The sequence below is a fragment of the Exiguobacterium sp. s166 genome, from assembly GCF_018618855.1.
Taxonomy (GTDB): Bacteria; Bacillota; Bacilli; order Exiguobacteriales; family Exiguobacteriaceae; genus Exiguobacterium_A.
This window is the reverse complement of the sequence record NZ_JACSMU010000005.1, coordinates 96,517-116,421: the sequence shown is the minus strand read 5'-3', so window position 1 is coordinate 116,421 and position 19,905 is coordinate 96,517. Positions and strand designations below refer to the sequence as shown.

Here is a 19,905-nt window from a genome sequence, read left to right as displayed (position 1 = left end):
TTCACGTAGAGGTGATGGTCGTGAAATGGCAGTCTGTTCGATTTCGAGGACGCTGGATTCGGTATAAAATCGAACCACAAGTCATTCGAATCGATAATCGCGGGAAATATCATTTAGGTGCAGCTCTATTTCCTTTCCCGAATCGTTATTCGTATCAATTAGCTGTGTTATTAAAGAATAAATACCGACAACAGTATAAACGTTCCTTGCTCATCCAAACGAGTTCAATCGCAACTGAAATCTGGGGGCACACACATCTGGATATTTTTTACCGGATGATGTTACCTCTTCCGTTACCGTGCTTTTTACGGAACCGCTATAAAGAACGTTTGAAAAGTACAGGCGTGATCGATATCGGTGTGCGTGCTGTCGATTCAAACCGGATTGTCTGGGATATCGGAAATTTTTTAGGTGGCTGGTTCTTTTACGCGATCTCAAGACGAAACCGTGAGAAATGAAAAAATGATTCAAACAGGAATGTCCAATGAAAAAGTCTGCTTTCCGCTCTAAACGACGGGAAACAGACTTTTTTGAGTTTCCGATTTTTGGAATAGCAGGCACTAGTTGAGTCCTGAAGTGATTTTCTTGCAATTCACTTGAAACGATGGTGGAATGAAAGGGAAAGAGGTGATGACGGTGGATGCACCACGTTGTGAAACGATTGCCATTGATCAAGTACGTGCAGAAGAGATTGGACAAGTCGTTGATACGATTCCAACGACAGACATTGGAAAGTTGTTCAAAGTCTTGTCAGATGCCACACGGTTACGGATTGCTTACGCCTTGACGGTGGAAGAGGAACTTTGTGTCTGTGATGTTTCGGCTTCGGTGGATTGTTCGATTGCAACAGCTTCTCACCATCTCCGTACCTTGTTGAAACAAGGACTGGTGAAATATAGAAAAGAAGGTAAGGTCGTCTACTATTCGCTGGACGATCATCATGTATCGTCGCTCGTTCACTTAGCAATGGAGCATGTAAATGAAGGCAAGGCGTCCTCTTGAGTGTACTGAACAACACAACAAAGACGTATCGTTCTCATGGACGATACGTGTTTGTTGTGTTTTTAGATCGGTGAAATAAGATGATAGTCGTTGCAATCAACAAGAAAGCTAAAATCGACAGGCTGAAGGACATACGTTTATACTCTGCCGTCATTTCAGTAGTCAATTCCAATTTTTGTTCAAGATCACGATATAATTTTTCTTTGATTTGTGACAAGTCTTCAAGAATCGTTTGTGTGGTTTGAGTTGTTTGCTTGGCTAATTTTTTAGCACGTTGCGGATGATCTGTTTCGTAAACGGTAAAAACTTCTTGAATCTCTTCCTCCCACACATTGTTACGTAATAGTAAATCTTTAACCGCACCGGGTGTCTGATTGGATGAATTCAGTACACGTCGCAAATCATGAACTTTAGAAGTGGAAAAGTAATATTGTTCAATGTAACGGTCATCTTCATATAATAACAGGCCGCGAACGGCATTTGCCCGATCGCGATTATGTTCGATCAATTGGTCGACTTGTTTAATCATTAGAATATCTTGTGTATGCATCTCTTCCGTCAAATTAGAAATTGTACGATATCCGCTTAAGGCATACAAAAGGGGAATCGAGGCAAACAGACTGACAATCAGGATGAGGATGATACAGTGCCGCCATAGTTGATTCATACAATCCATCCTTTTTCTACAAAACTTAATGTCATTAGCTTAACCACTATTTCCCAAAAAGTGAAGGATTATTCAAAAAAATATGGAACATTTTCTTTGATTTTGCGTATTATACACAAAAAACCGCTACAACGAGTGTAGCGGCTACAGAATGTTAGACGATTAAAAAGAATAGGAGTGTTCTTTATAGTTCCCGAAGACCGTATGAATTTCAGAAAACGTAACAAAAGCGTTTGATTCGACAGAGGACACAATTTCCTGGAGTTTGAGAATTTCATTATTCTGGACGACGACATAGACCATCTTTTTCGTCCGTTTCGAATAACCGCCACGTGCATCAAGAATTGTTACGCCACGTCCGAGTTCTTTTGTGATTACTTCATTGATTTCATCGGCTTTTTCACAAATGATGATACATTGTTTAGAAGCGGAGTAAAAACTATACACCGTCTGAAGTGCTTTCGCCCGAACGAAACTCATGATTAACGCATACATGACATGCTTCAAATCAAATACGAACCAGACGAGTACATAGATGACTAAATCCTGCATTAAAAAAATACGGGGAAGCGGCCAATTGTGAAAGCGGGCATAAAAGAATTTTCCGAGGATGTCGAGTCCGCCTGTCGAGGCGCCGCCAAAGAAAATTAAAGCCATCGCTAAACCAGAGACGAGGCCGGCAAAGATGGAAGCAACCAGTGGATCATTTAAGGATTCCGGAACGATTTGCGTCGGAATCCAATCAATTAAAAATGATGAAGCCAGGACGATGAGACCGGATAAAAACATAAAACGTTTTCTCAAAAAACGAAATCCAAGTAAAAAAAGTGGAATGTTTAAGACAAGTTGTGTCAAACCAATTGGCGTGTGGAATAATTCCTGAACAATAAGTGTGATTCCCATGATTCCGCCGGATCCGATATCGTTTGGCGACAAGAGAAGACTGATGTACAACGAGTACAGCAATGTCCCAATCAAGAGAAAACCGATTTTCTCTGTACGTTTTTTCTTTGCAGGCTGTTTAGTTTTCATTGTAAGTGATGAGAAATCTCATGCTCCTCCTCCATAAAGTATCTGCCTGCAAGAGTACGCTGATATGAAGATTAATTCAACCCCTGATTTGAAAAAAGAACAATAAGATCAGCTGGTTTTAAGAAAGGAGAGCATTTTTTTGAAAAAAATCATACTGTTCATTCTGTGTATCGGGATCGGGCTGTCGGCAGGTTCGTGGGTCGTCTGGAATCAGCAGCAGCCACCGGAAGAAGAAAGTTTTAAAGATGGTCATGTCATTGCACGTCATGTCGGGACATCAGTGTCCAATACCGCTGCGATTGAAGAATTGGTCAAGCAGTTGCCGTTTTCCGAAGTGCTGACCGGTGTAACAGTGGATGGTACGGCAGTCAAGCTGACATACAAACCTACCGAAAAAGAACAGGCGGACTGGACAGGAAGCAGCGGGAAGATGATCGAATCCGGCAAGGCCTCATTTTTGGAAAGTCGTTTATCCAAGTTGATCATGCATCATACGTTAGCACTTTTTTTGAGTGTATCTGATTTATCCGAACTTCAAATTCATTATCGGGACTCATTTTCTGATGTCACGTTTGATATGGACAGACTACGTATTGAAGACTATACACCCCGGGATATTGAACGTGCCAGTTCTTCCGCAAACCGGTTTAATCGTGTCGTTGTCGAGGACTATGTACTCGTAGATTCCAGGCGGGCGGTATTCTTTGAAAAGTTCCAAGAATCGTTGCGGATCCTTCCTGAAAAGTAGTTGTATTCACCAAGAAAAAGCACTTTTCACAAACTTGACACAATGGTATCGGTTACATCCTTTTCTTTTAATAAAACGCTAAATAGTGTCTATTCATGACTTGAACATCTTATAAGATGGAAGTATGATAATAAATGAACAGACATTGTGAAGTGCTGAACAAAAGAAAGCGGGGTTTCTACAATGAATGAAGTAGAAGCATTAGAAGGATTACGGAAAAAAGCTGTCAAATCGACGCAAATGCTACGGATGCGTCCGCTCGAATATTTGGTTCGAGCGATGTTAGCAGGAGTATTCATTGGTTTTGCCATCATATTTACACTTAAAGCAATCAACGGTTTATATTTAAATGAATCACCGGTTACGACACTGGTCGGTGGGTTAACGTTTGGTGTCGCGCTTGTCTTGATCGTGTACGGGGGAGCAGAATTATTTACCGGAAATACGATGTATTTCACGACGTCGACAATGCGTGGTTTCACTTCGAAAATGGATACGTTTAAAGTATGGACATTATGTTTCATCGGGAACGGTCTCGGTGGACTCGCTTTCGCTTTACTTTTCTCACAAACAGGGATTATTCAGGAACTTGGAATGGAGAACTGGTTGTTTGCTGTTTCCGAGACGAAAATTCATCATACGACATGGGAGATCTTTACACGAGCCATTTTCTGTAACTGGATGGTCTGTCTAGCGATTTTCATTCCGAAAAACATGAAAAATGAACTCGCACAAATCATGATGATGATGATTTTGGTCGCTGTATTCTTTGCATCCGGCTTTGACCATGTCATTGCCAACATGGCATTGTTCTCACTTGCTTTAGTCGTCCCGCATCCGGAAGCGATTTCCTTTGCCGGCGCGATTCATAACCTGGTTCCGGCGTTGTTGGGAAACATTATCGGTGGAGCACTGTTCATGGGAATGGTTTACACATGGCTCAATAAATCGAAGCTTGAAGTAGATCAATCGAACGAACAGGCCGCAACAATCAATATCGCTTCAAAACAAAAAGCGTAAAATGGTAAGTTCTATGCGTTGAAGAGCAAAAAAAGAAGGATCCGATGAAAAAATCGGATCCTTCTTTTTTTGATGTTTGCCATTAGTGCCTGTTGTCATTCAAGGTGTTGAAAACGATCAACATCTGCGGCCAGTTCTTCATAAATAGCCTCGACGATTTGGGCATCATCAAACAGTCCTAAAATATTTTCGTCAGGTAAAGCATCGACCGGGGACGTGAAGTAAAGAACAGCGGTCAATAAAAGTTGCTCCTGTTCCGGTTGCATCTCGAAACGTTTGTTGTACAAAGCGCGTAACATGTCGAGCAACTGTTTGAGTTGGAAGTAAAGAACAAGTTCTGCTTCGCGTTCGACATCCGAGCCGTCCTCAGAGGCAAGGTCTGTCGTCAACCGGGCTAATCCGAGTTCTCCTTGGATTAATAAGTCTTCTTGTGCTTTCGCATTTCCGACAGCTGTTAATGCTTGTCGGTGGAAATAGGTATAAGCGGATTTAAAATCTCCTGGTGTAAATTCCATCATCAACACTCCTTCTGTATCTCTAGTTTCGCCTTATTTCTTGCAAAATTGCAACTATTTCGTGAAAATAAGAGTAATAGTTGAAAGGGGATTACATAATGCCGACTCAAGAACAATTAAAAAAGTATGCTGCACTTGCCGTACGTACAGGAATCAACCTGCAAGCCGGTCAACAGCTCGAAATTCGGGCGGGGATTGAAAATGCACCGTTAGTCCGTGAAATCACGCGTGTTGCTTATGAAGTGGGAGCTTCAAATGTCTACGTTCAATGGTCAGATGACGAAATGACGAAAATCCGTTATTTTGATGCACCGGAAGATTCATTTGATGCATTCCCGGAATGGTTAAAAGCCCGTTTTGATCAATTGGCAGAGGAAAAAACAGCCTTCTTGTCCGTTGTCAGTGAAGATCCGGATTTATTGAACGGTGTGGAATCAAGTCGAATTGCACGAGCGAACAAAGCCGCTGGTGTTGCGTTGGCAAATTGGCGCAAGTTCGTCATGAGCGATAACGTCAGTTGGTGCGTCATTGCAGCGCCGTCAGATGCCTGGGCGGCAAAGGTATTCCCAGACTCAGAAAACGCTGTAGAAGACCTATGGGATGCAATCTTGAAAGCGACACGTGTCGACCAGGACAATCCGGTCGTATCTTGGGAGCAACATGATGCCAACTTGCGGACGAAAGCTACCTTCCTGATAGAAAAGAAATACAATAAGTTGCATTATTCAGCACCAGGTACAGAACTGACGATTGAATTGCCGGAGCGTCACGTCTGGCTCGGTGGAGGTGGACCGAATGCGGATGGCGTCGACTTCATCGCCAACCTGCCGACGGAAGAAGTCTTCACGTTACCGAAGAAAACGGGCGTCAACGGTCATGTGTCAAGCACAAAACCACTCAGCTACAGCGGGAACCTGATTGATGAATTCACGTTATGGTTCGAAGACGGAAAAATCGTTAAAGCTGAAGCGAAACAGGGACAAGCAGCGCTTGACGAACTCATCTCATTGGATGAAGGTGCCCGTTATCTCGGAGAAGTGGCCCTCGTGCCTCATCACTCACCGATTTCAGATTCCGGTATTTTGTTCTACAATACGTTGTTTGACGAGAATGCTTCATGTCACTTGGCGATTGGTCGCGCCTATTCCACTTGCCTTGAAAATGGACCAGGTTTGTCGAACGAAGAATTAGCCGCACAAGGTGCGAACGATTCAATGACACACGTCGATTTCATGATTGGTTCAGGTCAGATGTCAATTGACGGCGAATTGTCTGATGGTACACGCGAACCACTGATGCGTGACGGAAACTGGGCAATCTGATAAAGATTTTTGCGTATTGGAAAGAAAAAAGGGAGCCACCGGACATGATGAACATGTCGGTTGGCTCCCTTTTTTGATCTGATGTGCTTGAAAAGAATTAAGCTTCTTCTCCGATGATTTTCACTTCAGGTTCAAGTAAGATGCCGAACTTTTCTTGAACGGTTTCCTGCACGTGGCGAATAAGCGAAATGTAGTCAGTCGCTGTCGCGTCTTGGATGTTGACGATGAAACCGGCATGTTTTTGAGAAACTTCTGCACCACCGATGCGTGCACCCTGTAATCCGCTATCCTGAATTAATTTACCAGCGAAATATCCTTCCGGTCGTTTAAAGACACTCCCGCAAGAAGGGTATTCAAGTGGTTGTTTTGTCTCACGTTTATGTGTCAAATCATCCATCATTTCTTTGATCAGGGCAGGATCGCCTTCTGTTAGTGAAAAACGTCCTTCTAAAATGATGTACTCTTTTTTCGAAAAACAGCTCGTCCGGTATCCGAGCTCAAGCTCTTCCTGTGAGATATTCAATAACTCGCCTTTACGTGTCAAGACGGTTGCGCTGTGGAGACAGTCTTTTACTTCTCCGCCATATGCTCCGGCATTCATGATCAGGGCTCCGCCAATCGTTCCGGGAATACCGCAGGCGAATTCAAGCCCGCTTAAAGCATGGTCGTAGGCGATACGTGAAGCCTGAATAATCGCAGCACCGCTTTGAGCAATCAGTTCGTGACCTTCAACCGAAATATCCGTTAACTTTTCAAAAGATAAAACGATCCCACGGATACCCCCGTCACGGACGACGAGATTCGAGCCGTTTCCGAGCATCGTCAACGGGAGATCATTTTCGTACGCATACCGGACGGCGAAGGCAGTTTCTTCGTATGTCGACGGGATGAGGAAAAGATCTGCCAATCCACCCATCTTCGTATACGTATGGTTTTTTAAGGGTTCATTAATTAAAACAGCTTCTTTTGCAATACCTTCATATAATCCAGCTAACAATTGCTCAGTCATCATGTCTCAGTCCTTTTTCATAAATTCCATTCAGCCAAAAAAACGCTCAAAATATATTTTACACTAATTCCGTGATTGATGTTTAGCATACTGTTCCCAAAATACAGAGTTGACAGATAAAAAGCAAGCTGTTCGGGAAGAATGTAATCGAATCAACATGTATATGTTGTTTTCTTTTTATAAAAATGAATGGATTAGGAATGAATGAAAGTAAAAAAGGGAAAAATAAAGAAAAGACTGTTATTCGGAAAGCGGGAGATTGAAATGGAGAGTGAACGACTGGAAATGCGACCGTTTGTGGAAGAAGATTTTACTTTTTATAAAAGTCTTGTGCAAAATGAACAAGTCATGCGGTATATCAACGGCGGTGTCATGCTGGAAGAAGATGAGGCGCGAAATTGGTTCGAACGTCAATTCGATCGTTATGAGGATGAACGGCAAACAGGTTTTTTACTGTTGATCAAAAAAGAGACGCATGAACCCGTGGGTTTTGCCGGATTAGTTTTACAACAAGTTGATGGAATCGATGAATTAGAAGTCGGCTACTGGTTGACGCCCATTCATTGGAAAGTAGGGTATGGCAGGGAAGCGGCCAAACGATTAATGCGTGAAGCGTTCGAACGGGGACATGATCGTCTGATTTCAATCATGCACCCAGAAAATCATTCTTCGCAAAATGTCGCTCGTGCGAATGGGTTACAATGGGAGAAAGATACGATTTTTAACGGAATTCCAGTTGTCATTTATTCTTGCCGGTTATCCCGGCTGTTCAGAGGTTGATTTTTCAAAAGTACAGAGGAGCGGATCAGGTATGTATCACACGAAGTGGATGGCATTTGATGAGTTGGATGGTGCACGCTTATATCAATTATTAAAATTAAGAACGGATATATTTGTGGTAGAACAGAACTGTCCGTATCCAGAACTCGATAACCGTGACCAAGAGGCGCTGCATGGTCTAGCGTACGACGGGGAACGCTTGATTGGCTGTCTGCGTATCTTACCGAGGAAGCCGTCGGGCGCAGTCGCAATCGGTCGGGTGGCGGTACAAACCGATTACCGGTCAAACGGTGTAGCGAGAAGACTGCTGAATGAAGCGATTGCCCACATTCAAGGACAGGATGAAGCATTGATTGATCTTCAGGCTCAGGCACATTTAAAACAATTTTACAGTTCATTTGGTTTTAAGGAAATATCGGACGTATATTTGGAGGACGGAATTCCCCATCTGGACATGCAGATGAGCGTAAAGGAAGTTTCAAAAAGACTTCAGGAATAGGACGGACGAACCGATGAAGAGAGCAGGAAGAACTTTGTCTGGAGGTGAGTCAGTCATTGAAAAAAGTACTGGTCATTCTCGCGTTAAGTTTGATTGGCGTGTTGTCGTTTGCTGTCGGAATTTCCTACGCTGAACTTCAAAGCAGCCAGCGCAGTGCGGAAGAGCAGTTAGCGAAGATGTTGCAGGCACAACATGACATCGATAAAACGTCACTACTCGAAGTAAAGGCCTCTTTTTCAATTCAACATCGTCAAGTGATTAAAGTACGTCTGCGCGGTGAACCGGCCATCACTTATAAATTCATTCAGCCTAAACAACAGATTGAATACAGCGGTTCGATTGGAACCAGTGTCGAAAAAACCGGAAAACAGGATGAAGCATTCCGGAATTCACATCTTCAGGTCAGTAAAAAATGAAAATCTTGGTCGCTTCCTTTTCCGTAGAAGCCACCAAGATTTTTTTTGAGCCTTTCAAGACGATTCAATATTGCGTACACTACGAAGAGAGACAACATGCAGGAGGACTAAAATTATGAAAAGATTTGTTAAAAACGAAGCAATCGCTCCAGCGATGACTGCTTTTCTTACACTTGAGAGTGAAACCTTTCAGACATACAATCAACTATTGACAGAACAAGAACGAAAAGCTTTGAATTTTATCGGACGAGCCGTTGCGTTGCAATCAGATAAACACCTTACTTTAGCCCTTGAGACGAAACAACCGCTGATCGAGGTGGATCGCCTGTTGATAAAGTTGGCAGAAAGCGGTCAGGGAGCGTCACTCTTTCAACAATTACTTACGAATGGACTGGATTTGAATCAAATCATGACAGTGGAAGGCCACCGGTCGCTTGTCAGACAGCCGTTATCTTTCCCGGTAGGTCTATATACCGTCTATGATCACGTCTTGTTTCAACTTGCCGTCGATTCAGGTTTGTACCTCGATTACACAACGGTTTTGCAACGGAGTGACCGTTTTCTTGAAACGGATGAAATCAACACACTGGATATCGTCTTATTGTTGACGCACGAACAAGCACTGGATGAACAGAGCCTTTCTCTGTTTAAACATCCGGCGACCGTCGGCTTGGTTGAACGTCTTCAACGAGCAAAGTTCGAAAGTGTCCGACCAATCATTGATCATACCCGTTACGAAGTAGCATTTCAGTATGCCAAACATTTTCCGCTCTTTTATGCCATCGTCGGTCGCCAGACTGAGCAATTTCCGAAAATGTTAGAGGATGTTTTGACGGAACCAAATCAGCAAGAAATCGTAAAAGATGCATTGTTGGCGTTCCATAATCATCAGCCGGGTCTTGCGGCAAGCATGGGAACGGACTATTACGAAAGTTTATTTGTCATCGGCAGCCAATTAAAACAACAGGCAGGCATTGATTTTAAGGAACTCGACAATCAATATGTACTCGATGAATACGTGGACATCGTTCAGCGGTTACGTGACTAACGAAACCGGTTCAGAGGAGTAACGGTGCCAATTCGAAAAAATTTGAATATCACAAAAAGCAGTCGGCTGATACAGACGAAGCGCTTCTTGATGTGTAGAACAACAATACACTTCAAACGATAAGATATTTTTCTTGTGTAACTTCGTTTGGAAGGTGTCTAAAATCCGGCGCCCGTAGCCTTGATTTTTTAATTGCGGCAAACAGGCAATTTCCAAAAGGCGGACGACTTGTTTATGCTGTTCCATTAAAATGGTTCCAACAATCGTTTTCTTGTCATAGACGAGATAAGGCAAAACACCTTGGTCGATTAAATAATCAAGATGGGCAGCATCGTAAGGAAAAAGAAATTCAGAATAACGGATGGCGTCGTTACGAATCGTCAAGAACAAATGCCGATTACGTGAGGAGAGAGGTTTGAACTGGACGGAGGCAGGTCGATCGTGTGTCAGACCAATCAGCCGAAACTGTTCACTGGATAAACAGTAACCTAAAGCGTTCCAAGTCGTGACAAATCCAAAGTCGTAAGGCGGTATGATTTGGACATCGATGTGACGGGGAGAAAACAAAAGTGCCTGTGAATGGACATAATGTGCGAGACGTTGGAATGCCTGTAAATCGGTGTAGGAAGCATTTAAGAGCTGAACAGAATGTTCGAAAACATGAAATCCGAGCGTAGCCTGCACACACTCTTCATTCCAAATCGTCCATTGCTGATGTTCGGTCGGTGGATAGGAAAATGATGAAGGGGGAGACGGATTGGTGCGGAGTAAATGATGGACCAAACGGCGTTGTGGATGAGATAACTGATCATACGATAAAATGTTCAACACGTGCACGTCCTTTCAGAAAAAATGAAAGCCAGTACATGAAGTATAACAAATAAATGGAATTAAAATGGTTATAACTGAAATTTAAGGTAAATGATTAGGTGGTGATGAGATGGCGAAACTGCTGATGGCGTTAGGCCTTTTTTGGATCTTGATTGGCATGAATCCTGTCCAAGCACAGGAAATCGAAAAAAAAGAAACAATCGTCCGGGAATCCACGACGTACGGTAGCTACGGGACGATGGATGAGATTATCACGGATCAAAAAGAGCCGACTTATGATGGCTTCGACTCACCAAATGACATGGCTTTTTTATTCGCCTGCATTGCGTTACTTGCGACAGTCGGATTAGGAATCGTGAATGCAACAGACTAAAGGAAAACGACGATAGGTTCTCGGGGATTACCGGAGAACCTATCGTCGTTTTTTTACCGGACATTGTCTTTTAAAAATGAATATGTTTTCGACGACCGACCCGTTCGATTCGGTCGTGTTCGTCATTTAATCCGGCCTTTTCAAGCAAATCCAAATAATACCGGAAGGGTGTCGAACGATGTGAAAAATAAGGGATATATTCTGTAAACAGCATTGCTTCAGCACGTTCGAGTTCGCGTAAGGCGATTAGGGCATGCAGTTCAGCAAAACGTATCTCTTGATATAACACGAGAATATCTGCGTCGATTCGAACTTTCATCTGAAGTTTCTTCGCATGTGTGTTCAACAATGCGACATAGGATTCCCGTTCACTCACATTCGTGCAATGGGTGAGGACGGCAAGGAAGAGATCACTTCGCTCCGTGTCGACATCGATTGGCACTTTGACAGCTGTATATATGGCTCGTTGCATCCAAGACTGGTCTGATGCATCAAGTTTATAATAACCGACAAGTTCCTCGAACAATTCCACTTGCGTCACTTTAATCAACCGGAAGGGATCATTACTTAAAAAAAGCGGTTCTTCTCCGGCAGCTGAGGAGAGTAAAAAAAAGAATTCCTCAAAAGCAACCCGTGTTCCATTTTTCCGACCGATATAATGCCGTAAGTGTTTGAGCAGGCGTTTCGCAGTCACATACCAGTTTTTTTGTTCGCGCATGGAGACGAGCTCATTTGGCTCCAAATAGTGAAAATCATAAGCAAGCTGGATGAATTGTTCCGTTTGTTCGATGGTTTGTTCAACGGTCGGTTGGTCGTGTTCTTTTTGTAGTCCTTTATACTTAGCAAACTGGGATAACATCAAATCAAGGTCTTTTTCTTCGATGACTTGTTTGGGGAGCTGGCGATAGATTTCTACGATGATGTCGCGAAGGGTCGTATCGCCATATTGTTCAAGTAAAAGACGGAGCTTACGAATTCTCATGATCGCCCTCCTTCGACAAAAAGACACAACACTAGTTCTATCCTTTTCCCGATTTTTTTAAGAAGTAACCGACAGCGGGCGGAATTAACAGACGATTGTTTTTGAACATGGATATCTAACATTTGCACTTACTTAAATGTTTGCCTATCGTTAAGAGAATCATTAATCAAAGGGAGCGATTATTCATGAATGAAACAATCGAACAATTACTTAGCCACCGGTCTATCCGTAAATTTAAGCCCCATCAATTAGATCAAGAGACAATTGAGACGCTCGTTCGTTCTGCACAGTCGGCTTCTACGTCTTCTTATCAGCAGGCCTATGCCATCATCGGCATCGAGGACGAAGGACTTAAACAACAGTTGGTAGGTGTGGCGAGCGGTCAATCCTATGTCGCGGAAAACAGTTACTTTTTCGTTTTTTGTATCGATTATCATAAGCATATCTTAGCAGCAGAAATCGCATCAGGTTCCGTCGATCGGACGGTCGAAACGACGGAAGCGCTGATTGTCGGTGCGGTCGATGCCGGCTTAGCCGCCCAAAACTTAGTCATTGCAGCGGAATCATTAGGATACGGGACAGTCTATATCGGTTCGCTACGCAATGATGCTGCCAAAGTGAGTGAACTGTTGGCGTTGCCGAGCCATGTCGTTCCATTATTCGGAGTCGCGGTAGGGATTCCTGATCAACAGCCAGGGAAAAAACCCCGCCTTCCGATGGATGCGGTCTTCCACCGGAATACGTATACTAATGACGACACGATGCGCCGATTGTTGTCACAGTATGAAAATGAAACGTCTGCATACTACGGCGAACGGACGGATGGACGCCGGACAGAAGGCTGGGTCTATCAGATGGCTGCTTCGATGAAGGATCCGAAACGGACGTATATGCGTGACTTTTTACAGGAAAAACATTTAGCCCGAGATTGATACGGAGGTAACCTATGGAAGAATTTCATTCAGGACGTTCTCGTCTAGAACGTAAACGTCAGGAAGAGTTGCGTGAATCAGAAAAAATGGAGCAGGAAAAGGCATCGCGGGAATTCGCGGATGCACCTCGTGAGAGCGGACGATCTGCCAGTCAACGTTATTTAGACGAGCCGTCAAGACGATCGCGCGCGCATGAGGCTGCTCCTGAAAAGGCATCTAATGCAAAACGTCTGCAATCGGGTGCCTTAACCATCGTACGTTCAGGAACCCGATTAATTAGTTTATCGCTGAATCGTTTTAGCCAACGCCGTGCATCAAGAAGCGGCAGAACGAAAGAACCAGTACGTGAAGCAGGTTCTGAGCAACGATTGAAAAAACAGCCGGTCCCAAAAAAGAAACGCCGATTCAAATCAAAGCTGATTGGTTTCTTATTACTTGTCGTGATTGCGGCCATTATCTTTGGATCACAACCGTTTACGTTTCTTCTAATCGGAAGTGACGCGCGACCGGGAGAGTCGCTGCGCGGTTCGAGATCAGACTCACTGTCCGTCATGCAATTCGTACCGCTCTCGCGGACAATTCAATTGACGTCGATTCCGCGGGATACGTATACGCCGATTGACTGTGAAAACGGGAAAAAAGATAAGATCACCCATGCGTTCGCTTACGGTGGCGAAGACTGTACGACCAGTGCAGTCAGTGGACTTCTGGATCAAGAGATCGACAGTAAGATTGTCATTTCATTTGACAGCTTCATCGGATTAATTGATGAAATCGGAGGGGTTGATTTAGTCTCGACAGGAACCTTCTCGGAACAAGATGCGAGCGGAAAAGCCAATCAGTATTCCTTCCAAAAAGGGAAAGAATATCATATGGACGGAGCGATGGCGTTAGCGTATTCCCGTCACCGTAAAACGGATACAGACGTCGCACGGGCGAATCGTCAATCGGAAGTCATTCAAGCAGTGGCGACGCATTTGATGAAACCGACGGGCTGGTCCAGTATTCCCGGAGCGAACCGCTATATGAAGGAAGAAATGAATTTAGATGTCAGCTTCCGTCAGATGATGTCAGCCGGTTTATCACTCGCTTTGTTCTCAGAACGGGAACACTTTGAAGTTGAAGGTGTCAGTGAGCGGATGAATGGTATTTTCTATGATTTCCCGAAAGAAAAAGAGCTGAAGGAATTACGTGCGAAGCTCGATACGACATTTTATGGGACACTAAAAAATGATTAATTTTTCAAAACGGGTTTGTTCTTTCTCGAACAGTGGAAATTACTAAAGGTGACTAATCTATCGAGGAGGGACCTATCATATGAAAGTATTAGTTGTAGGTGCATCAGGTACAATCGGAGCTCGTGTCGTCAAGTCGCTCGCAAAAGGTCATCAAGTTACGGTCATCGTCCGCCATCAACACCTGGTGGAACGATTTGAAAAACTTGGTGTCAAGGCGCACTATGTCGATATCGAAACAGAACTCGAAAAAGTCATCGAACAGGGTGTTTCCGGTCAGGATGCTGTCATCTGTGCAGCGACAGCCGGTGTTGACGGGGAACCTACGGAAATCGAGTTACTCGACCGGACGGTTGCTTTAAAAACGATTGATGCTGCGAAAAAGGCGCGTGTTCGTCATTTCGTCCTCCTCAGTGCCTATGGTGCTGATCGTCCCAATCAGTTTAAAAAAGAAATGTATCCGTTTTACGCTGCAAAAAACGCAGCGGAAGAACAGATTGAACATAGCGGACTCACTTACACCATCATTTGTCCGGTTGACATCGTTGACGGAGAAGGACGCGGATTAATTGAGGCTGATGAAGACTTGAAGGATGTTAAGGAAGCTACAATTTCGGAAACGGATGTTGCTTCAATCCTGGTCGCTGCTGTCGACAACCGAGCGGTCTTTAATCGCCGCCTGGAAGTTAAAGAAGGTAAAACGGCATTAAACGAAGCGCTTGGTGGAGATGAAGCAGTTGGAAGCGTTAAAGACAACCGCCAAGTGAAAAAGCAATTACCACGTTATAATTAACGAAATGATGTAAAAATCGCTGAACGTATAAAGGTCGAAAGAAAAGTCGGTCTGAATCAGGAAACAGGAGTTGGAGAATATCCAGCTCCTGTTTTTTTGTACGCAAAACAAATTTCATACAAGACTGACAAAAAAGGTGAGCCCACACAGTCTACCTTTTTTGTCACAAAATAAGTGGACGATTCTGCTACACTGAACACATAGAGGAGTGACGAAATCAGTGAAAAAATATGTAATGTACCTGATGGCAGCAGTAATCATTTCAGGGATTGCCTATACGAGTTATAGCGCGTACCAGACCAAACAAAACCAACAACAAATCCAGGCGAAACAACAAGCAGAAGGTGGACTCGAAACAGGAATGAAAGCGCCTGACCTCGAAATAGAACAAGACGGTCAACCGATTCAATTGTCTGATTTGACGAATCAACTCATCGTCATCAATTTTTGGGCGACCTGGTGTCCTCCATGTCAGCAGGAAATACCAGAGTTAAATGCTTTCGCCAAGTCAACATCGATTCCGGTGTATGGGATCAATGTGACGACCGCAGAAAGACGATTGAGCGACGTGGAGCAGTTTTTGAAAAAAAATCCTATTACGTACTCGGTCCTTTACGATACAAAAGGACAATCAGAGAAAACGTATCAACTAGTGGCGATGCCAGCTACTTATATTATTGACGAAAAAGGGGCAATTGTCGGGAAACATGTAGGACCGGTCACGGAAGAAATGTTGAAAGAAATGGTGCGGAAGATCGGAGGATAACCGGATGGAATTATATTGTGCGGTGTGTACGTATCGTCAAGTCATTGAAGTCGGTCAGCAAGAAGAGTGGAAAGGATTTCCGTCCGTGTTGACTTATGGTATGGATAATTACGCATCAGCGTTACCTTTTTTATTCGTTCCGCCGTATCAAGAGCCGTTAGTCAGTCGTCAAAAAATTGATGACCGGATTCGGGCAGATTTGATTCGAACGTACCACGCCCACATCGATGAAATTGGGGACGGGTGGGTACCGCATCAATATGATGTATTTCAGTGTCCGACATGTCAACAAATCTCAACACGATTTTGGTGTGCCTTGTTTTTGAGGTCGTCAATCATTGAACCGATCCATCGGTGTGAACAAGATAAATCGGTGTTGGTTCGACTTTCTTTGGATGAAATCACACAAACGTCCTGTCCCAACTGTGAACAACAGACACTCCATATCCGTTAAACGTACAAAAGCCATCTGTCGCAAGAAACGACTATTCGAGACAATGTGTCTGCTAGTCATTTTAAGCGGTCAGATGGCTTTTTAAGTGTCAACCCATTTGCCGAAACGAAAACGTTTGAAAGGAAGACTGAGTAGAACTGGTTGCGTCAATTGAGTAATTTGATCCGTCGAATAATATTGTGTCACCAAGCCTTGCTTCAGTAGGCAAATAGCGACGGGGGATGAAACTTGAACCGTTCTCCCAGAGAAGAACAGCATATTTGCCATCAAGCCGTTCCAGTGTGCCACGTTTGATCATAATCGAACTCCTCCTACAAAATTACATCGAACGCATCCTCAGGGGCAGGTGCAAGTTTCTCTTTTTATAATTCGCTGTAATTTTTTAATCTTATGTTTGGTATATTCCCATTTCCTTTTGAATTTACACATCTTTATTTGCAATTGCTGAATTCTGTACAATATTTGTCAAACAAAATGAAAATGAATATATTTTTAAATAATTTTCCAAGAAAAAAGCAGAACTGAAAAATCAGTTCTACTCTCAATACTATTCGGTGAAAGATATTGTTTAAGCCACCAAGTTTTCGGCAACCTTTTTAGTCGGACGAGTAAAGGCAAACACAAATGTGAAGAACGGGGAAAGCAATAAGAAAAAGGCAAATGGTACGTACGCGGTAACGGGAACACCGAGTGTGGATGCGAAGAAGGCACCGGATACGCCCCAAGGAATCAACGGATTCACGAGAGTTCCCCCGTCTTCGAGAGCGCGTGAGAGGAAGCGCGGATCAATCGAACGATCTTTAAAAATCTTTTTAAATGCTTGACCGGGTAACAAAATCGACAGGTATTGCTCACCGGCCATAAAATTGACCCCGATTGAAGCAAGAGCAGCCGCTGAGATAATACTGCCATCCCGTTTTAGTTTTGAAACCGTTCTTTCGATGATGACATCAATGACGCCAATCCCGCGAAGAACGCCACCAAAAGCCAGAGCGAGCATGACAAGCGAGACGGACCACATCATCGACTGGAGACCACCTTTACTGACGATACTCGCGACAGTGTTGTTGTCTGTTTCGATCTTTAATCCATTTTGAATGACGCTCATCCATTGTCCGACATTCCAGTTGCCTTGTGTCAATCCCGTCAATAGCAGACCGCTTAGGACGCCGGCGATCAAAGTCGGAACGACAGGAGTTTTTCGTAATGCAAGAATCATTACGAGTAAAGGGGACAGTAGTGTCCAAGGTGAAAGATTGAACAGAAGCGCCAACTCTTGTTGCGTAGACCCGATGGTTTGCGAATCAATTGCGCCATTTCCCTGTCCGAAGATGAAGAAGAGGATGAAAGTGATTGTAATGGCGGGCACTGTCGTTCCCATCATAAAACGAATGTGATCAAAGACAGAGACATTAACGATTCCGGGTGCAAAATTCGTTGTATCTGATAATGGAGACATCTTATCTCCGAAACAGGCACCGCTGATGATGGCACCGGCGGCAAGGGCAGGATCGACACCAAGTGCTACTGCGATTCCCATCAAAGCAACACCGACCGTTCCGATTGTTGTAAAGGAGCTACCGGTAAACGTTGAAACAATCATCGTAATGATTAAAGCACTTGGTGCAAACCATGTTGCAGAAAGTGTTTCAAGTCCGTAGTGGAGGAGTGTCGGAACAGCTCCGCTCATCATCCAGACAGCAATCGTCATACCGACAAGTAACATGATCAAGATCGGTTTGATTGCTTCACGAATACCATTGATCATATGTTGTTCCAGCTGTTCGTATTTAAAGCCACGAAAAGCGGCATACGCTACGACAAAAATCAGACTGGATAATATGGCGAGGTGCGGTTCGGCTTTGGCACCGAATATGACAGATAATAATATAATGATACTAACTCCTAGGACAGCTGCGGATTCACGAAAGGATATACGCATGCTTCCACCTCCTTAATTCTATGTTGCGTTTATGCTTGTTTGCTTTTACGTACGAAAGTAAAGAACAGTTGTTATGTTAAAGGATATGAATTCATTCGTCAACTATCTGAATTTCACTCGATATAACTAAAAATCATCAGAATATACGAAAATGTGACGATTTTTTGTCGTAAACGCTTTCTTTTTCACTGAAAATCTTGCACAATAGGAAATAAGAGATGTCGATTTTGTGAACAGGAGGGAATACATATGTTTACTGCAATTTTTTTCGTAGTCATTGCAATAATGGGAGCCAGTGTTTATGGAATTGATCACATGGTCGCTCAGAAAGCAGAAAAAAGATAATTTGATTTTTAGATAAAAAAGGCTTTGATCAGTCACATCTACCACGATGTCATTGATCAAAGCCTTTTTTTTATGTTCAAAATAAATAAAAATACATTTGACAGCATAAATATACATATGTTTAAATCGAGTTATCATTTAACGGCAAAGGAGTTTCCATCATGAAATGTACGATTGTAGGTGCGACCGGATATGCTGCGATTGAGCTGATACGACTGATTGAATTACATCCTCATTTAGAAATCGTCTCCTTGATCAGCGATTCGCAGACCGATCAGGAAATGAATCAGTTATACAGTTTTATGAATAAAAAACAGTTTCCGGTACTGACAGGTTTCTCATTGGAACAGATTGAAGCAGTTGAAACCGATCTTTTATTTTTAGCAACGCCAAGTGGAATTTCTACTAAATATCTAAAACAGTTATATGACTGGAAAGGAACAGTCATCGACTTGAGTGGAGACTTACGTCTTGAAAAAGCATTGTATGAAGAATGGTATCCCCATGAAGGAGTCGATTCGGACCTTCAAAAAAAAGCAACCTACGGACTGACCGAATGGAAGCGGGATCAGATTAAGGACAGTCGTTTGATTGCCAATCCCGGTTGTTATGCAACGGCCATCTTACTTGGATTACTCCCATTATTAGAAGAACACGTAATTGATCCGTCGCAAATCATCATTCATGCAAGCTCTGGATTATCAGGTGCAGGAAAAACGTTGACGGAAAAAACACACCATGTCCGGTCGAGTGAAAATGTCAGATTGTACAAAATGAATCATCATCAACACATTCCGGAAATTGAATCCATTGCTGAAGAGATTACCGGACACAAAATCACTGTGTCTCTCGCGACTTATCTAGTACCGCTCAATCGCGGGATCATGGCGACGATGACGTTACAGCCTCTTGTCGAAAAAACGGAAGCGCAGTGGCGAACATGGTTCAGTGAAAAATATAAAGAAGAACCATTTATCCGCGTCGGACAAGCCGATCCGGAAATCAAATCGGCAGCCGGAAGCAACTACTGTGATCTTTCGGTTTACCTGGATACGCGTACAGGAAGACTGACGGTCGTATCTGTCCTGGATAACATGCAAAAAGGCGCAGCCGGACAAGCAATCCAAAATGCGAACTTGATTAGTGGATATCCAGAAACGCTCGGTCTGACACAACAGCCATTCTTTATATAGA

At 43.4% G+C, this 19,905-nt stretch carries 24 protein-coding genes; 16 read left to right on the top strand and 8 right to left on the bottom strand.

Annotation, left to right across the window (positions count from 1 at the left end; all coding sequences use genetic code 11):
- The first annotated feature begins 14 nt into the window (after positions 1-14).
- Together KNP93_RS12065 and KNP93_RS12060 are read left to right on the top strand one after the other, a co-directional pair.
- A complete protein-coding gene (locus tag KNP93_RS12065) occupies positions 15-458 on the top strand; it encodes a hypothetical protein (protein WP_255508420.1) in 444 nt (147 codons plus the stop codon).
- 178 nt (positions 459-636) lie between these two features.
- Positions 637-1,002: an ArsR/SmtB family transcription factor gene (locus tag KNP93_RS12060; protein ID WP_114596966.1), complete on the top strand. Its 366-nt coding sequence runs from the start codon at positions 637-639 to the stop codon at positions 1,000-1,002.
- Between the two features lie 34 nt (positions 1,003-1,036).
- On the opposite strand, the gene KNP93_RS12055 is transcribed toward KNP93_RS12060, so the two are convergent.
- Both KNP93_RS12055 and KNP93_RS12050 read right to left on the bottom strand, forming a co-directional pair.
- The gene (locus KNP93_RS12055) at positions 1,037-1,669 is read right to left on the bottom strand and encodes a CHASE3 domain-containing protein (RefSeq protein ID WP_131973637.1); all 633 of its coding nucleotides are present in this window, start codon (positions 1,667-1,669) and stop codon (positions 1,037-1,039) included.
- A gap of 162 nt (positions 1,670-1,831) precedes the next feature.
- Positions 1,832-2,701, bottom strand: coding sequence for a YitT family protein (locus tag KNP93_RS12050; RefSeq protein ID WP_114596883.1), 870 nt, complete (start codon positions 2,699-2,701; stop codon positions 1,832-1,834).
- Between the two features lie 139 nt (positions 2,702-2,840).
- Between KNP93_RS12050 and KNP93_RS12045 the strand changes: the two genes are divergently transcribed.
- Positions 2,841-3,449, top strand: coding sequence for a hypothetical protein (locus tag KNP93_RS12045; RefSeq protein ID WP_214855460.1), 609 nt, complete (start codon positions 2,841-2,843; stop codon positions 3,447-3,449).
- Positions 3,450-3,632: 183 nt separating this feature from the next.
- Positions 3,633-4,469, top strand: a complete 837-nt coding sequence (locus KNP93_RS12040) for a formate/nitrite transporter family protein (RefSeq protein WP_026829220.1) — start codon at positions 3,633-3,635, stop codon at positions 4,467-4,469.
- Between the two features lie 95 nt (positions 4,470-4,564).
- Here KNP93_RS12040 and KNP93_RS12035 read toward each other — a convergent pair whose 3' ends face one another.
- Positions 4,565-4,984 (bottom strand): DUF1232 domain-containing protein, encoded by a 420-nt coding sequence (locus tag KNP93_RS12035; protein ID WP_233494596.1) that lies wholly within the window; start codon positions 4,982-4,984, stop codon positions 4,565-4,567.
- A gap of 98 nt (positions 4,985-5,082) precedes the next feature.
- On the opposite strand from KNP93_RS12035, the gene KNP93_RS12030 reads away from it, so the two are divergent.
- Entirely contained in the window at positions 5,083-6,306 is a 1,224-nt protein-coding gene (locus tag KNP93_RS12030; protein ID WP_214855458.1) for an aminopeptidase, read from the top strand.
- A 97-nt stretch (positions 6,307-6,403) separates the two neighbouring features.
- On the opposite strand, the gene murB is transcribed toward KNP93_RS12030, so the two are convergent.
- Positions 6,404-7,318: a UDP-N-acetylmuramate dehydrogenase gene (murB, locus tag KNP93_RS12025; protein WP_114596878.1), complete on the bottom strand. Its 915-nt coding sequence runs from the start codon at positions 7,316-7,318 to the stop codon at positions 6,404-6,406.
- Between the two features lie 261 nt (positions 7,319-7,579).
- Here murB and KNP93_RS12020 point away from each other — a divergent pair, with 261 nt between their 5' ends.
- The 4 genes from KNP93_RS12020 to KNP93_RS12005 all read left to right on the top strand — a co-directional run bounded on the left by KNP93_RS12020 (position 7,580) and on the right by KNP93_RS12005 (position 10,058).
- Positions 7,580-8,095 carry a GNAT family N-acetyltransferase gene (locus tag KNP93_RS12020; RefSeq protein ID WP_214855456.1) on the top strand — a complete coding sequence of 172 codons (516 nt, stop codon included), beginning with the start codon at positions 7,580-7,582 and terminating at the stop codon, positions 8,093-8,095.
- A gap of 31 nt (positions 8,096-8,126) precedes the next feature.
- Positions 8,127-8,594 (top strand): GNAT family N-acetyltransferase, encoded by a 468-nt coding sequence (locus KNP93_RS12015; RefSeq protein WP_131504254.1) that lies wholly within the window; start codon positions 8,127-8,129, stop codon positions 8,592-8,594.
- A 56-nt stretch (positions 8,595-8,650) separates the two neighbouring features.
- On the top strand, positions 8,651-9,010 hold the full coding sequence (locus KNP93_RS12010) for a hypothetical protein (RefSeq protein WP_131504253.1): 360 nt from the start codon (positions 8,651-8,653) through the stop codon (positions 9,008-9,010).
- A 115-nt stretch (positions 9,011-9,125) separates the two neighbouring features.
- Positions 9,126-10,058 (top strand): hypothetical protein, encoded by a 933-nt coding sequence (locus KNP93_RS12005; RefSeq protein WP_214855454.1) that lies wholly within the window; start codon positions 9,126-9,128, stop codon positions 10,056-10,058.
- Here the strand turns inward: KNP93_RS12005 and KNP93_RS12000 are convergent.
- Positions 10,047-10,889, bottom strand: coding sequence for a GNAT family N-acetyltransferase (locus KNP93_RS12000; protein ID WP_131973631.1), 843 nt, complete (start codon positions 10,887-10,889; stop codon positions 10,047-10,049). The genes KNP93_RS12005 and KNP93_RS12000 overlap by 12 nt on opposite strands.
- A gap of 109 nt (positions 10,890-10,998) precedes the next feature.
- On the opposite strand from KNP93_RS12000, the gene KNP93_RS11995 reads away from it, so the two are divergent.
- The gene (locus KNP93_RS11995) at positions 10,999-11,262 is read left to right on the top strand and encodes a hypothetical protein (protein ID WP_131973630.1); all 264 of its coding nucleotides are present in this window, start codon (positions 10,999-11,001) and stop codon (positions 11,260-11,262) included.
- 70 nt (positions 11,263-11,332) lie between these two features.
- On the opposite strand, the gene KNP93_RS11990 is transcribed toward KNP93_RS11995, so the two are convergent.
- On the bottom strand, positions 11,333-12,244 hold the full coding sequence (locus KNP93_RS11990) for a hypothetical protein (RefSeq protein ID WP_214855452.1): 912 nt from the start codon (positions 12,242-12,244) through the stop codon (positions 11,333-11,335).
- 185 nt (positions 12,245-12,429) lie between these two features.
- Between KNP93_RS11990 and nfsA the strand changes: the two genes are divergently transcribed.
- From nfsA to KNP93_RS11965, 5 genes are all read left to right on the top strand, one after another.
- Positions 12,430-13,176: an oxygen-insensitive NADPH nitroreductase gene (gene nfsA / locus KNP93_RS11985; RefSeq protein WP_131973629.1), complete on the top strand. Its 747-nt coding sequence runs from the start codon at positions 12,430-12,432 to the stop codon at positions 13,174-13,176.
- A 14-nt stretch (positions 13,177-13,190) separates the two neighbouring features.
- Positions 13,191-14,414, top strand: coding sequence for an LCP family protein (locus KNP93_RS11980; protein WP_251138798.1), 1,224 nt, complete (start codon positions 13,191-13,193; stop codon positions 14,412-14,414).
- 79 nt (positions 14,415-14,493) lie between these two features.
- Positions 14,494-15,204, top strand: coding sequence for an NAD(P)H-binding protein (locus tag KNP93_RS11975; RefSeq protein WP_131504247.1), 711 nt, complete (start codon positions 14,494-14,496; stop codon positions 15,202-15,204).
- Between the two features lie 220 nt (positions 15,205-15,424).
- Positions 15,425-15,970 carry a TlpA family protein disulfide reductase gene (locus KNP93_RS11970; protein WP_131504246.1) on the top strand — a complete coding sequence of 182 codons (546 nt, stop codon included), beginning with the start codon at positions 15,425-15,427 and terminating at the stop codon, positions 15,968-15,970.
- Between the two features lie 4 nt (positions 15,971-15,974).
- Entirely contained in the window at positions 15,975-16,424 is a 450-nt protein-coding gene (locus KNP93_RS11965) for a hypothetical protein (protein WP_214855449.1), read from the top strand.
- 88 nt (positions 16,425-16,512) lie between these two features.
- Here KNP93_RS11965 and KNP93_RS11960 read toward each other — a convergent pair whose 3' ends face one another.
- Both KNP93_RS11960 and nhaC read right to left on the bottom strand, forming a co-directional pair.
- Positions 16,513-16,722: a DUF3006 domain-containing protein gene (locus KNP93_RS11960; protein WP_026829204.1), complete on the bottom strand. Its 210-nt coding sequence runs from the start codon at positions 16,720-16,722 to the stop codon at positions 16,513-16,515.
- Positions 16,723-16,992: 270 nt separating this feature from the next.
- Positions 16,993-18,366 (bottom strand): Na+/H+ antiporter NhaC, encoded by a 1,374-nt coding sequence (gene nhaC / locus KNP93_RS11955; protein ID WP_214855446.1) that lies wholly within the window; start codon positions 18,364-18,366, stop codon positions 16,993-16,995.
- 506 nt (positions 18,367-18,872) lie between these two features.
- Here nhaC and argC point away from each other — a divergent pair.
- Positions 18,873-19,904: an N-acetyl-gamma-glutamyl-phosphate reductase gene (argC, locus tag KNP93_RS11950; RefSeq protein WP_214855443.1), complete on the top strand. Its 1,032-nt coding sequence runs from the start codon at positions 18,873-18,875 to the stop codon at positions 19,902-19,904.
- Position 19,905: the final 1 nt, after the last annotated feature.

Coding starts and splice junctions, on each gene's coding strand:
- KNP93_RS12065 (WP_255508420.1), top strand. CDS start 15: ATGGTCGTGAAATGGCAGTCTGTTCGATTTCGAGGACGCTGGATTCGG.
- KNP93_RS12055 (WP_131973637.1), bottom strand. CDS start 1,669: ATGAATCAACTATGGCGGCACTGTATCATCCTCATCCTGATTGTCAGT.
- KNP93_RS12050 (WP_114596883.1), bottom strand. CDS start 2,701: ATGAAAACTAAACAGCCTGCAAAGAAAAAACGTACAGAGAAAATCGGT.
- KNP93_RS12040 (WP_026829220.1), top strand. CDS start 3,633: ATGAATGAAGTAGAAGCATTAGAAGGATTACGGAAAAAAGCTGTCAAA.
- KNP93_RS12035 (WP_233494596.1), bottom strand. CDS start 4,984: ATGGAATTTACACCAGGAGATTTTAAATCCGCTTATACCTATTTCCAC.
- KNP93_RS12030 (WP_214855458.1), top strand. CDS start 5,083: ATGCCGACTCAAGAACAATTAAAAAAGTATGCTGCACTTGCCGTACGT.
- murB (WP_114596878.1), bottom strand. CDS start 7,318: ATGATGACTGAGCAATTGTTAGCTGGATTATATGAAGGTATTGCAAAA.
- KNP93_RS12020 (WP_214855456.1), top strand. CDS start 7,580: ATGGAGAGTGAACGACTGGAAATGCGACCGTTTGTGGAAGAAGATTTT.
- KNP93_RS12015 (WP_131504254.1), top strand. CDS start 8,127: ATGTATCACACGAAGTGGATGGCATTTGATGAGTTGGATGGTGCACGC.
- KNP93_RS12005 (WP_214855454.1), top strand. CDS start 9,126: ATGAAAAGATTTGTTAAAAACGAAGCAATCGCTCCAGCGATGACTGCT.
- KNP93_RS11995 (WP_131973630.1), top strand. CDS start 10,999: ATGGCGAAACTGCTGATGGCGTTAGGCCTTTTTTGGATCTTGATTGGC.
- KNP93_RS11990 (WP_214855452.1), bottom strand. CDS start 12,244: ATGAGAATTCGTAAGCTCCGTCTTTTACTTGAACAATATGGCGATACG.
- nfsA (WP_131973629.1), top strand. CDS start 12,430: ATGAATGAAACAATCGAACAATTACTTAGCCACCGGTCTATCCGTAAA.
- KNP93_RS11980 (WP_251138798.1), top strand. CDS start 13,191: ATGGAAGAATTTCATTCAGGACGTTCTCGTCTAGAACGTAAACGTCAG.
- KNP93_RS11975 (WP_131504247.1), top strand. CDS start 14,494: ATGAAAGTATTAGTTGTAGGTGCATCAGGTACAATCGGAGCTCGTGTC.
- KNP93_RS11965 (WP_214855449.1), top strand. CDS start 15,975: ATGGAATTATATTGTGCGGTGTGTACGTATCGTCAAGTCATTGAAGTC.
- KNP93_RS11960 (WP_026829204.1), bottom strand. CDS start 16,722: ATGATCAAACGTGGCACACTGGAACGGCTTGATGGCAAATATGCTGTT.
- nhaC (WP_214855446.1), bottom strand. CDS start 18,366: ATGCGTATATCCTTTCGTGAATCCGCAGCTGTCCTAGGAGTTAGTATC.
- argC (WP_214855443.1), top strand. CDS start 18,873: ATGAAATGTACGATTGTAGGTGCGACCGGATATGCTGCGATTGAGCTG.